This is a genomic window from Lentzea kentuckyensis, assembly GCF_002150765.1.
Classification (GTDB): domain Bacteria; phylum Actinomycetota; class Actinomycetes; order Mycobacteriales; family Pseudonocardiaceae; genus Lentzea; species Lentzea kentuckyensis.
On sequence record NZ_MUYM01000004.1, the window covers coordinates 152,212 to 164,377 of the forward strand.

General features: G+C 68.5%; 11 protein-coding genes. 4 read left to right on the forward strand and 7 right to left on the reverse strand.

Going from position 1 to position 12,166, the window contains the following annotated elements:
* The first annotated feature begins 18 nt into the window (after positions 1 to 18).
* Entirely contained in the window at positions 19 to 1,659 is a 1,641-nt protein-coding gene (locus B0F77_RS03255; protein ID WP_086661237.1) for an NPCBM/NEW2 domain-containing protein, read from the forward strand.
* A 67-nt stretch (positions 1,660 to 1,726) separates the two neighbouring features.
* Positions 1,727 to 2,380, forward strand: a complete 654-nt coding sequence (locus B0F77_RS03260) for a hypothetical protein (RefSeq protein ID WP_086661238.1) — start codon at positions 1,727 to 1,729, stop codon at positions 2,378 to 2,380.
* On the opposite strand, the gene B0F77_RS03265 is transcribed toward B0F77_RS03260, so the two are convergent.
* Together B0F77_RS03265 and B0F77_RS03270 are read right to left on the reverse strand one after the other, a co-directional pair.
* On the reverse strand, positions 2,367 to 3,110 hold the full coding sequence (locus tag B0F77_RS03265; RefSeq protein ID WP_086661239.1) for a class I SAM-dependent methyltransferase: 744 nt from the start codon (positions 3,108 to 3,110) through the stop codon (positions 2,367 to 2,369). The genes B0F77_RS03260 and B0F77_RS03265 overlap by 14 nt on opposite strands.
* Positions 3,107 to 4,234: a carboxylesterase family protein gene (locus B0F77_RS03270; protein WP_086661240.1), complete on the reverse strand. Its 1,128-nt coding sequence runs from the start codon at positions 4,232 to 4,234 to the stop codon at positions 3,107 to 3,109. Before B0F77_RS03270 ends, B0F77_RS03265 begins: the two co-directional genes overlap by 4 nt.
* 109 nt (positions 4,235 to 4,343) lie before the next feature.
* Between B0F77_RS03270 and B0F77_RS03275 the strand changes: the two genes are divergently transcribed.
* Entirely contained in the window at positions 4,344 to 5,381 is a 1,038-nt protein-coding gene (locus tag B0F77_RS03275) for a zinc-dependent alcohol dehydrogenase family protein (protein ID WP_086661241.1), read from the forward strand.
* Here the strand turns inward: B0F77_RS03275 and B0F77_RS03280 are convergent.
* On the reverse strand, positions 5,362 to 6,834 hold the full coding sequence (locus B0F77_RS03280; RefSeq protein ID WP_086661242.1) for a flavin-containing monooxygenase: 1,473 nt from the start codon (positions 6,832 to 6,834) through the stop codon (positions 5,362 to 5,364). The two genes, B0F77_RS03275 and B0F77_RS03280, sit on opposite strands and share 20 nt — an antisense overlap.
* Positions 6,835 to 6,950: 116 nt before the next feature.
* On the opposite strand from B0F77_RS03280, the gene B0F77_RS03285 reads away from it, so the two are divergent.
* Positions 6,951 to 7,523, forward strand: a complete 573-nt coding sequence (locus B0F77_RS03285; protein WP_211293644.1) for a TetR/AcrR family transcriptional regulator — start codon at positions 6,951 to 6,953, stop codon at positions 7,521 to 7,523.
* Between the two features lie 65 nt (positions 7,524 to 7,588).
* Here the strand turns inward: B0F77_RS03285 and B0F77_RS03290 are convergent, their stop codons facing one another.
* From B0F77_RS03290 to B0F77_RS03305, 4 genes are all read right to left on the reverse strand, one after another.
* Positions 7,589 to 8,296 carry a type 1 glutamine amidotransferase gene (locus tag B0F77_RS03290; protein ID WP_086661279.1) on the reverse strand — a complete coding sequence of 236 codons (708 nt, stop codon included), beginning with the start codon at positions 8,294 to 8,296 and terminating at the stop codon, positions 7,589 to 7,591.
* A complete protein-coding gene (locus tag B0F77_RS03295) occupies positions 8,289 to 9,536 on the reverse strand; it encodes a MurT ligase domain-containing protein (protein WP_245847797.1) in 1,248 nt (415 codons plus the stop codon). Before B0F77_RS03295 ends, B0F77_RS03290 begins: the two co-directional genes overlap by 8 nt.
* A gap of 77 nt (positions 9,537 to 9,613) precedes the next feature.
* Entirely contained in the window at positions 9,614 to 10,099 is a 486-nt protein-coding gene (locus B0F77_RS03300; protein WP_245847798.1) for a helix-turn-helix domain-containing protein, read from the reverse strand.
* Positions 10,100 to 10,214: 115 nt separating this feature from the next.
* A complete protein-coding gene (locus B0F77_RS03305) occupies positions 10,215 to 11,861 on the reverse strand; it encodes an LCP family protein (protein WP_143466542.1) in 1,647 nt (548 codons plus the stop codon).
* Between the last annotated feature and the right edge of the window lie 305 nt (positions 11,862 to 12,166).

The following is a 12,166-nucleotide window of genomic DNA, read 5'->3' on the forward strand; positions in this document are numbered from 1 at the left end:
GCTCGGAAAGGAAAGCCCATGCGCACACTAGCTCTGGCGGTGCTGTCCACAATGGTCAGTGCGGTCCTTGTCGTTCCTGCCGCACAGGCGTTACCTGACGGACTGGCGCTGACGCCACCGATGGGCTTCAACAACTGGAACACCACCGCCTGCCGCGCCGAGTTCAACGAGGCGATGGTCAAGGGCATCGCCGACATCTTCGTCAACAAGGGCCTCAAGGACGCCGGCTACGAGTACGTCAACATCGACGACTGCTGGGCCGAGAAGTCCAGAGACGCCCAGGGCAAACTGGTGCCGCACAAGACCCGGTTCCCCAACGGCATCAAAGCCGTCGCGGACTACGTGCACTCCAAGGGCCTGAAGTTCGGCATCTACACCTCGGCCGGCACCAAGACGTGCAACAAGGACAACGGCTTTCCCGGCGGTCTGAACCACGAGGAGTCGGACGCCCAGCAGTTCGCGTCGTGGGGCGTCGACTACCTGAAGTACGACAACTGCAACAACCAGGGCGTCGACGCGAAGCAGCGCTACCGCAAGATGCGTGACGCGTTGAAGAAGACCGGACGCCCGATCGTCTTCTCGTTGTGCGAGTGGGGTCAGAACAAGCCTTGGGAGTGGGCGTCCGACACGGGCCACCTGTGGCGCACGACCGGTGACATCAACGACACCTGGCCGCGCACGATGGACATCTACGAGAAGAACGTCGTGCTGGATTCCTACGCCGGTCCCGGGCACTGGAACGACCCCGACATGCTTGAGGTCGGCAACGGCAAGATGTCCGCTGTTCAGTACCGCAGCCACTTCTCGCTGTGGGCCGTCATGGCCGCGCCGCTGCTGATCGGCTCGGACCTGCGCAAGGTCAGCGCGGACACGTTCACCATCCTGGAGAACAAAGACGTCATCGCGCTCGACCAGGACAAGCTCGGCAAGCAGGGCAAGCGGATTCGCACGACCGGCAAGACCGGTCTCGACGTGATCGTGAAGCCGCTGGCCAACGGCGACAAAGCCGTGGCGCTGTTCAACAAGTCCGGCTCGACGCAGACGATCTCGACGTCCCTGTCCGAGATCGGCTTCTCGGGTCCCGCTGTGTTGAAGGACCTGTGGACGAAGTCCGTCCGCACCACCACCGGTGCGATCTCGGCCTCGGTCCCGTCGCTCGCGACCGTGGTCTACCGCGTGTCGAAGGGTGACACCGGCCCGCGCCCGACCCCGCCGGCCGGTGTGTCCGACCTGTCCGCGTTCGAGGCGTCGTCGTCCACGAACGGCTGGGGCCCGGTGGAGATCGACAGGTCGGTCGGCAACCAGGCCGCCGGTGACGGCAAGGCGTTGACGATCAACGGGGTGACGCATTCGAAGGGTTTCGGCGCGCACGCGGCCTCGGCCATCGAGTTCTACCTCGGCAAGAAGTGCTCATCGTTCACTGTGGACGTCGGTGTCGACGACGAAGTGGCCGCGGGCAAGGGATCCGTGGTCTTCGAGGTGTTCGCGGATTCAACAAAGGTCGCGGATTCCGGACGGTTGACCGGAACCGACCCGGCGAAGAAACTCACCGCGTCACTCAGCGAAGCCGAGAACCTGCGCTTGGTCATCACGGACGCCGGTGACGGCATCAATTCCGACCATGGTGACTGGGCGTCTCCGCGGATCACCTGTTCGTAGCGTGTTTTTTCGGACGGTCTGTGGGTAGCGATGTAACGCATCTCACAGACCGTCCTATATTCACCCTATGAAAGCAACTCGGCTCCTCCCTGCCCTCGCCGCAGCCGCCGCGCTGGTGCTGGCCCCCGGACTGGGGCTCGCCGATCCCGGTGACGGCAAGGGGAACGGGATCACCAACAATCCTCAGGTCCCACCAGGACAGTCCACCCAGGACACTTCGGTGCCCCAGCCGCCGTCCAACGCCGACTTCACCGGCAACGGCGCGAACGAGCACGGGCCCTACGACTCGACCCGTGACGGCTCGCCGTCGATGAACGGCAACGGCGAGGGCGAAGCGGTCGGCAAGCCGTGTGCCGGCTGCGTCGGCAAGGCGGACAACAAGAATCCGCAGGGCCAGCTGCCCGGCGGCTCGGACGCGAACAAGGGTTACGAGTGCGACGCCAACCACGGCGTCGGCCGCTCGAACCCGGCGCACACGGGCTGCAAGCCCACCGAGACGACCCCGGAGACCCCGCCGCCGTCGACCAAGACCGAGGTTCCGCCGCCACCGCCAGGTGGAGGCGCCCCGCAGGCTCCGGCACCGCAGGTCGTCACGGCCGCTGAGGCCGAGGACCTGGCGTTCACCGGCTTCGACGTGCTGCCACTGGGCCTCGGCGGCCTCGCGCTCGTGGGCGCGGGTGGCGCGGCCGTGCTGATCGCACGCCGGACTAAGCGCTCCTGAGGCGGGCAACGGCGAGCTGGGTCAGGTACCGCTTGGTGACCCGGCCGCCGTACCGCGTGTCGATGAGCCGCCGGATGTCCGCGATCAACCGGTCGCGGTCCGGCAGCGCGATGTGGTTCGAATACGTGAGGAGCAGGTCGACGTACGCCTCGGTGTCGTAGGTCTGCTCCCACTCGTACCGGTGGAACTCCGGCTCGTCGAACGAGGAGCTCTCGTCGAACTCGCGCGGGATGTCGTCGGCGGGCGCGAGCCGGAGGTTCGGTGGCGTGGCAGGATCCCAGCGCTCATAACACTTCTGCACGTCGACGAAGAACTGCCCGGTTCCGCCCGCGACGTGGTGCGTGGAGATCACGGCCAGTGCGCCGCCGGGCCGCAGTGCCGCGGCGCAACGGGCCATCCGGGTGTCCGGATCGAGCCAGTGGAACGCCGTCGCGGACACGACGAGGTCGAACGGTTCTGGCAGCGGCCACTCGTCGAAGTTCGCGACCACCACATGGGCCGCGGGGGCGTGGGTACGGGCGATGGCGGCCAGTTCCGGGCTCAGCTCGACCGCAGTCACGTCACCGAGCGCGGTGAGCGGCAGCGTGGCCTGGCCGGTGCCAGGGCCGATCTCCAGGATGCGCGGGCCGCTCAGCCGGGTGAACAGCTGTGGGGGATAGGTGGGACGGGCCCGGTGGTAGCGGGCCGCGTCCTCTCCGAACGTGGTGCGCAGGCGCTCTCGGTCGGTCACTCGCCGAATTCAAGCGACCGCGACGGCAGCGCGTCCATCCCGTTTCGGGCGAACCCGGTCCAGATGTCCCGCATGGTCTTGGCCAGCACGGGATCCGGTTCCTGGCCGGCGAGCATGCCCGCGCCAGCCCAACCGGCCGGGTCGAACAGGAACGGCAGCTCCATGCAGTGGCACGCTCCCAGCGGCGCGCCGGAAGGCCGCCACCTGAAGTTGTAGGTGGCCGCCTGGCCGCCCGCCGCCGTCCAGTCCACGGCGAGCTGGCGCGCGGGGGCTGCGAACACGAGCTCGGTCACGACCTCCCAGGCATCTGGCTGGTCGGCGACGTACGGGCTGCCGTCGTCGGCCGTGTGCCCGACGAGCAACTCGACCCGCGGTGCCACGGCGGCGAGGTCGATCTCCTCCAGCGCTGGACCGAAGGGCATGCCGCCCGCCAGACCGAACCGAGCCGCCATCGCCGGGACTTCCCGCTGCACGGCCAGCACGTCGTCCACCGGGGTGGAGGCGTCGACGGAGACGAACTCCCGCAGCGCGGCGGTCATCTCCGCCCGTTCTGGACCTCGGGCTCCCATTGGCGGGCTCTGCATGATCGCGCGGTGGAACAGGTTCTCCGAGGCGGCGGTGAGCATCAACGCGTACACCGAGTCCGCGCCCGCGGACTGGCCGAACGCCGTGACGTTCGCGGGGTCGCCACCGAAAGCGGCGATGTTGTCGCGCACCCACCGCAGCGCGACGAGCTGGTCGAGCAGACCGAGGTTGTCCCGCAGGTAGCCGAAGATGCCCAGCCGGTAGCTGACGCTGACCACCACGACGCCCTCGGAGGCGAGCAACGAGGCCTCGTACTTCATGGACTCACCGCTGCCGGTCACGTACGCGCCACCGTGGAACCAGACCATCACCGGCAGGCCGGAGGCGTCAGCGGGCGCGGTGACCGAAAGCACCTGGCAGTGCTCGTCGAACGACAGGCCCTCGACCGAGTTGCCGACCACGTGCAGCAGCGAGGACGGCGGCTGCGGGCAGGCAGGGCCGCGCTGGGCGGTGCCGAGGACGCCGTCCCAGGTGACCGGTTCGGGTTCGGCGAAACGGGCGGACTTCGCGTAACGAACACCGCGGGTGTTGATCAGCACGGCTCGATACTAAGCATGCGTAACCAATTCCACAGCGTCTCGATTCGGCGCGAAGACCTGGACAGGAGGACCATGTAACGGTTGAGCATCGACGAAGAGGAGGCGCCCGGTGCGTGCTACGACGATCTACGGCACCCGAGACATCCGCGTTGAGGAGGTGCCGGACGCGGCGATCAAGGAGGCCACCGACGTCGTCGTGCGGGTCGAGCTCGCGTGCATCTGCGGCAGCGACCTCTGGGCGTACCGCGGCGTGGCCAAGCGCGAGGGCGGTCAGCGGATCGGGCACGAGTTCCTCGGCATCGTCGACCAGGTCGGCAAGGACGTGAAGAGCGTCCAGGTCGGTGACCGGGTCATCGCGCCGTTCGTGTGGAGCGACGGCACCTGTGCGTACTGCCAGGCGGGGCTGCAGACGTCGTGCCGCGCCGGTGGGTTCTGGGGCAGCAAGGGCAGCGACGGCGGTCAGGGCGAGGCGGTCAGGGTGCCGCAGGCGGACGGCACGCTGGTCCGGGTTCCCGCGGACGCGCCGGCCGAGCTGCTGCCCGCGTTCCTGAGCCTGTCCGACGTCATGGGCACCGGGCATCACGCGGCCATGGGCGCCGGTGTCGGTCCTGGTGCGACGGTCGCGGTCGTCGGCGACGGCGCGGTCGGGTTGTGCGGCGTGCTCGCGGCCAGGCGGCTGGGGGCCGAGCGGATCATCGCGCTGGGCCGCCACGAGGACCGAGCCAAGATCGCCAAGCTCTTCGGTGCCACGGACCAGGTCGCCGAACGCGGTGAGGCCGCGATCGAGCGGATCAAGGAGATGACCGGCGGCCTCGGCGCGGCGGCCGTGCTGGAGTGCGTCGGCACCGAGCAGTCGTGGGAGACCGCGATGGGCATCGTGCGCGACGGCGGCCGGATCGGGTACGTGGGCGTGCCGCACGAGATGCCGGGGTTGCCGCTCGGCAAGCTGTTCGGCCGCAACATCGCCATCGGTGGCGGTGTCGCGCCGGCGCGGGCGTACCTGCCGGAGCTGCTGGCCGACGTGCTCGCCGGGCGGATCGACCCCGGACCGGTGTTCGACCGGACGGTCTCGCTCGACGACGTCGCCCAGGGTTACCAGGCGATGGACGAGCGGACCGCCCTGAAGGTCATCGTGCAGCCGTCCTGAGCACGTAGTCCTCGGCGCGCACGCGCTTGGTCCGCTGCCAGTACCGCCAGGTGAAGCCCGGCCACACGGTGCGGTTCACGCCCTGCGCGTCGAGGTACCAGCTCTGGCAACCACCCTGGGTCCACACGCCCTTGGTGAGCTTCTGCTGGATCTCGCGGTTGAACTCCTGCTGGGCCTCCGGCCGTACGTCCAGCTCCGCCGCGCGGTGTTCGTCGAGGAGCCGGAGGCACTGCGAGATGTACCGGATCTGCGACTCGATCATGAACACGACCGAGTTGTGGCCGAGCCCGGTGTTGGGGCCCAGCAGGAAGAACAGGTTGGGGAACCCCGAGACCGTGATGCCGTAGTAGGTCTCGATCCCCTTCTCCCGCCACTGCTTCGCGAGGTCGACGCCACCCTTGCCCTGGATGTCCAGGTAGTCGAACGAGTCGACGACGTGGAAGCCGGTGCCGTAGATGATGACGTCGACCTCGTGCTCGACGCCCGCACTGTCCACGATGGACGATTCGCGCACCTCGGAGATCTGGTCCGTCACCAGGTCGACGTTCGGGTTGCCCAGCGCGGGGTAGAAGTCGTTGGAGATCAGCACCCGCTTGCAGCCCATGGTGTAGTCGGGCTTCAGCTTGCGCCGCAACGAGGCGTCCGGCACCTGCTTCTTCATGTGCCGCAACGCGATGCCCTGCGCGAACTGCATGATCTTCGGGTTGATCGCGAACCCCAGCGCGGACGACTCGCGCACCCAGTAGACGAAGTTCCGGTAGAGCCGTTGCGTGAAGGGCAAGGCGCGGAACAGCTTCTGCTCGCGGCCGGTGATCTCGCGGTCGGCCTTGGGCATGATCCACGGCGGCGTGCGCTGGAAGATCTTCATGGAACCGACCTGCTTGGCGATCTTCGGCACGAACTGGATCGCGGACGCGCCCGTGCCGACCACGGCGACGCGCTTGCCGGTCAGGTCGTAGTCGTGGTCCCACTGAGCGCTGTGGAACGTCCTGCCGTTGAAGGTCTCGATGCCTGGCAGCTCGGGGATGTTCGGGATGTGCAACGCGCCGACGCCGGCGACCAGTGCCTGCGCGGTGTACGTGTCGCCCTGCTCGGTCGTGACCTCCCAGCGCTGGGTGTCCTCGTCCCACTGCGCGCCGGACACCTTGGTGTTGAAGCGGATGTGCGGCCGCAGCCGGTACTTGTCGGCGACCCGCCGCAGGTAGTCCCAGATCTCGCCCTGCTCGGCGAACATCCGCGACCACTTGGGGTTCAGCTCGAACGAGAACGAGTACATGTGCGACGGCACGTCACACGCGCAGCCGGGGTAGGAGTTGTCCCGCCACGTGCCGCCGAGGTCGCCCGCCTTCTCGAGCACCACGAAGTCGTGCTCACCGCGGCGCTTGAGCTCGATGGCCATGCCGAGGCCGGAGAAGCCGGTGCCGATGACGAGCACTTTCGTTTCTCGGTGCATGGGGGTGTCCCTCCGCTCGCGGGTAGCTACTCTGCAGTAGGTTACTCGAAGTAAGTTACGAGCGGTAGACTCCGTCAGTGACTGCTCCACGCCGCCGCATGCCCAAGGCCCAGCGCATGGCGCAGATGCTCACCGTCGCCGAGGAGATCTTCGCCGAGCAGGGGTATCTGGCCACGTCGATGGACGAGATCGCCGAACGCGTCGGCGTCTCGAAGCCGATGCTCTACGAGTACTTCGGCTCGAAAGAAGGCCTGCTCATCGGCTGCGTCCACCGTGCGCGCACCGAACTGCGCGAGAAGACGGCCACGGCGATCGCGGGTGCGGCGAGCCCAGAGGAGTTCCTGCGGCTGGGTCTGCTGGCGTTCTTCGAGTTCATCGACGAGCACCGCAGGTCGTGGGCGCTGCTGCGGCAGGAAGCGGCCGTGGCCGTGCCGTCGGCGCAGGAGGAGGTCGAAGGCATCCGTCAGCAGCAGACGGACATGATCGGCGCCGTGCTGGCGTCGTTCTCGCCGGACATCGACCCGCTGGAGGCCGAGGCGTTCGCGGAGATCGTCGTCGGTGCGACCGAACGCCTGGCGGTGTGGACGGAGCGCAGGCCCCAGGTAGGACCTGCGCTCGCGACCGAGTACGTCATGGCCGTGATCTGGCCAGGTGTTGCAGAGCGACTTAGTGACATTCCTAGAAGCTGAGTTCCTGATTGGAGCGAAAAGCAAATTCGCACGGTCGCCCACACCGCGCGCCCTTTTCGCTCCAATCAGGAAGCTGCCCGCACCCGCTCCGCACGCATAGCGGAGACGGCCGGGAGGTCCAGCGGCGCGACCTTCGTGCCCGTGGCCCACTCGATCAGCAGGTCCGCGAGCTGCGGGTTGCGCGGCAGCACCGGTCCGTGCAGGTAGGTGCAGACGATCCGGCCCTGCACGGCGCCCTCGACGCTGCCGTCGTTGCCGGTGCCGACCTTGACGTGCGCGAGCGGCCGGGCGGCCGGGCCCAGGACGGTGCGGCCCTGGTGGTTCTCGAACCCGGTCAGCACGCCCTCGAACAGGCCGTTCGCCGGCTCGGCGATGACCTCGCCGATCGCGCGGCTGCCGCCGGCGTGCGAGGTCGAGTCGATCAGGCCCATGCCGGGATGGGTGACGTTGTCGGCACGGGTGAAGCTCTCACCGAAGATCTGGATGCCGGCGCACACGCCCAGCACCACGGCGTTCTTCGTGACGGCGCGCTGCAGGCCGGGGTGCTCGCGCAGGTGCTTCACGGCCAGCGTCTGGGCGGTGTCCTCACCGCCGCCGACGACGTAGATGTCGCACGAGTCCGGTACCGGCTCGCCGTAGTTGATCGGCACGATCTCGGCTTTGATCCCGCGCCACGTCATGCGCTTCTCGAGGACCACGGCGTTGCCGAAGTCCCCGTACGTGCCGAGGAGATCCGGCAGCACGAGCGCGATCTGGATTGTCGACTCACTCATCAGCGGCAGCCCTGGCATTCAAGTCGCGGAACGCGGTGTAGTTGGCGATGACCTCGACCGCTCCCGGCGGCATCTGCTCGATGGCCTTCAGCGGGTCGGGCACGATCGTGTGCTGGACCTCGGCATACGTGAGACGCACGGCGAGGTCGGTCGCGCGCTCGCCGGAAGCGATCACCGTGCGGCCCTGCAGGCGCTCGAACGGGACGTCCCACAGCCAGCTCAGGTCGCGGCCGTCGGCCTCGTTGGCGTTGATCACCAGGACGGCCGGGTGGTTGGCCTCCTTGACGACCGTGAGGGTCTCGCTCCAGCCCGCGGGGTTCTTGCTGAGCAACAGGCGCGCGCTGCGGCCGTTGCGCTGGATCGTGCGGTAGCGGCCGCTCACGTTGGAGACGCCGCGCAGCCGGCGCACCGCCTCCTCGGTGGGCACGCCCATGGCGTGCGCGGCGGCGGACGCCATGACGGCGTTCGCCTGGTTGAACTTGCCCGGCAGCGTGAGGCGGAGCTCCAGCTTCTGGTGCTCCGGGGTGATCATCGCCTCGTCGGTGGTGATCCAGTTCGGATGCGGGCGCGCGAGGTCGCAGCCCGTGCAGTGCCAGTGCTCGCCCTGCCAGCGGATCGGGTTGCCGCAACGGGGACAGCTCGCGGAGTCGTGGTGCCAGCCGGTGCCGGTGGCGACCCAGATGACCTTCCGCGCGTTCCAGGCCGCGCTCGTCACCATCACGTCGTCGCAGTTCGCGACGATCGTGCAGTCCTGCAGTGCGGTGATGGTGTCGCGCAGGGACCGCTCGATGGTGCGGACCTCGCCGACGCGGTCCAGCTGGTCGCGGGACAGGTTCAGGATCACCGCGACGGCCGGGTTGCTCGCGCCCGCGACGGCGGGGAAGTAGCCCTCGTCGCACTCCAGCACCGCGTACGGGGCGTCCGGCTGCTTCGACAACGCGGTGACGTGGCCGTCCGGCATGTTCGCGCCGCTGTGGTTCGTGGCGACCTCGCCCAGCGCGCCGACGGCCCTGGCCAGCATCATCGTGCTGGTGGTCTTGCCGTTCGTCCCGGTCACCACGGCGACCTTGCGGCCGTGCGTGAGCCGGGCGAGCGCCTGCGGGTCGAGCTTCAGCGCCACCCGGCCGCCGATCATGCCGCCGGCGCCGAGACCCATCTTCTGGGACAGCGTGGAGCTCAGATTGCCCAGCTTCACGGCGGCTGCGGTGCGCAGAGGGAGGCGGGCGGGGGAATCGTTCACCCCGGCGATGCTACCGGCGGTGGAGAAGTGACCGTTTCGGGCGGTCGTTGCGTTGGTGTGAACGGGGTTCGGTACAACTACCGGCTGAGCGCGCGCAGGGTGCGGATGAGTTCGACGGTCGGGAGTTGGCACAGCTGCGCCATGTTTTCGAGTGCGGGCAGGTCCAGATGCACTTCCGGCGACGCTCCTGGCGGCAACACGTGCAACCTCCCTGCGGCCCAACGCTTCAACGGCACGAGACGCGCGTTGTCGGTGGCGGCGACAGCGGTGAGGTTCAGCGTCAGGTGCCCGGCAGGGGTGTCGCCGAAGAAGCGTTCGTGCACACGAGCGAGGACTTCGTGTGCCGGAACGTCGAGGGCGTGACAGATCTCCACCAGGCGCACCACGGAGCACTGCCGGGTGCCCAGTTCGTACGTCGCCAGCGTCTGCAGCGATATCTCGGTCTGCAGCCGCTTGTTCAGCTCCTTGCGGGTCCAGCCGCGCTGCTTGCGAAGGCTGCGGATCTCATCACCGAGCACGCGCTGGTACGCCGCTGTGTCGATATGGCCTGTCGCAGTCTGCACTGGTCCCTCCACCCCGTGAGCGGGTCTCACGGTGATGGAAGGCGCCAGAGCTTCGGCGCTTACGCAACTTGCCGTCGGATTCCCCCGAATGGGGTACCCAACTCTACTCTCCGTATCAGTTCACGCAGCGTACGTCGCCTGCGGTGATAGGTGCGGGGGCCGTGGGGTCAGCCGGTTGCTGACGCGCACCGTCCAGGGCGAGTACTCCGGATCCGGTGAAACCCTGCGCGCCGGGGCCCGAGTAGTCCGATCCCAGGAAGACGCGGACCCGGCCGGCCGGGGTGTTCACGTCCTCCTCGACCTTGACGCCGCCCAGTGCCTTCTGGACCGCGTCCGCGGCCGCCTCGCCGCCCTTGCCGTAGCGGACGATCGACTTCGCCATCGCCTCGGCGTTGCCCGTCTGGCCCTCGCCGAAGCCCTTCGCGACGAGCGACTGCAGCACCTGGGCCGCGAGGCCCGGCTGGCCGGAGGCGTTGCGGACGTCCACGATCACCGAGGCGTTGTTGAACTTGGGGTCCGGCGCGGTCGAGGAGGCCGGCGCCTTGCCGAGGTTCTTCACGAACGTGCGGACGTCGCCCTCGTCGACCTCGACCGCCGAGCCGTCCTCGGGGGTCTGCAGGTCCGGGTTGCCGGTCGGGATCGTCTGGAACGTCATGTTGCCGCCCGTCATGTCCTTCATCTGCAGGGCGAACTTGGTGATGTCCCAGCCGTCGTCGAGCGTGATCGCGCCGCTCACGGCCTTGATCATGTTGGTGCGCTTGGTGCTGTCGGTGAGCACGCCCGCGGACAGCATCTTCTTGGCGAGGCCCGCCATGAAGACCTGCTGGCGCACGACGCGGTCCAGGTCGCCCATCGGCAGGCCGTGGCGCTGCCGGACGAACGCCAGCGCGTTCTTGCCCTCGATCGTCTGCGGGCCCGCCTTGAAGTTCGCGCCGGAGAAGCTGTCGCGGACGTTCTTGTTGAGGCAGACGTCGATGCCGCCGATGGCCTTGGTGATCTCGTAGAAGCCGACCAGGTTGACCTCGGCGTAGTGGTCGATCTTCGAGCCGGTCAGGTCCTGGATGGTCTGGATCAGGTTGTTCGCGCCGGCCTTGCGGGACTCCATCTCGACGGCCTGCGGGGTCTTGCCGCTGCCCTGCAGCTTCTCGGCCGCTTGACCCTTGGCGTAACCGTAGGCAGAGTTGATCTTGTGACGACCGAAGCCGCCGGCGATCTTCACGTAGGAGTCGCGCGGGAACGACACCGCGTAGGCCTTGCCGCTGTCGTTCGGGATGTGCAGCAGGATCAGCGTGTCGGTGTTGAACCCGCCGTCGTCGCTGCCGCCGGCCTGCAGTTCGTCGAGGACGTTCTGCGGCAGCGGGTTGCCCTTGGAGTCGGTGCGGCTGTCCATGCCGACCAGCAGGATGTCGATCGCGCCGTCCGCGGGCTTCTCGCCGGCGTCGGCCAGGTCGAGGTCCTGCTTGGTGAGGTTCTCGGTCAGCGAGTTGAGGTCTTTCCACGCGATGCCGGTGACCAGCAGGATCACCGCGGAGATCATGCTGACGAAGATCTTCGCGCCGGTGGACGCGCCACTGCGGGCCGCACTCGGCCTGCGGGTCGCGGGCCTCGGGCGCGGACGGGGTGCTGGGGCCGCAGTCTTCGCCTTGGCCGGGGTGGTGCGGACCGTCGGGCGGTCGGCGACCGGACGCGGCCGCGACGACGCGGCGCGGGCGGGCTCACCCCGGCGGGGCGGCTCGCTGCGACTCGCGGACTCCCGGCGCACAGGCGGCTCCCTGCGCGGCGGTTCTGCGCGCTTCGGAGGCTCCCGACGTGGGGGTTCGGCTCCGCCGGGCTGCCGGCGAGGGGGCTCTGACCCGCGCGGAGGCACCTGCGGACGGCGGGGCTGACCCGCCTGGGGACGCGGGGTGGCGGAGGGTCGCCTGGGAGATCCACTCGGGTCTCCCGGCCGTGGCGGCCGGTTGTCCACACCCACTCCTTTCAGCTCTTCCGGGTACCCCAAGTAGACGTGCGGGGACTCCACTCGGTTGTGCAAAGCGTGACACAGTGGCGCAGGCCACCTGATCAAGG

Coding starts and splice junctions, on each gene's coding strand:
- B0F77_RS03255 (WP_086661237.1), top strand. CDS start 19: ATGCGCACACTAGCTCTGGCGGTGCTGTCCACAATGGTCAGTGCGGTC.
- B0F77_RS03260 (WP_086661238.1), top strand. CDS start 1,727: ATGAAAGCAACTCGGCTCCTCCCTGCCCTCGCCGCAGCCGCCGCGCTG.
- B0F77_RS03280 (WP_086661242.1), bottom strand. CDS start 6,834: ATGCACCGAGAAACGAAAGTGCTCGTCATCGGCACCGGCTTCTCCGGC.
- B0F77_RS03285 (WP_211293644.1), top strand. CDS start 6,951: ATGGCGCAGATGCTCACCGTCGCCGAGGAGATCTTCGCCGAGCAGGGG.
- B0F77_RS03290 (WP_086661279.1), bottom strand. CDS start 8,296: ATGAGTGAGTCGACAATCCAGATCGCGCTCGTGCTGCCGGATCTCCTC.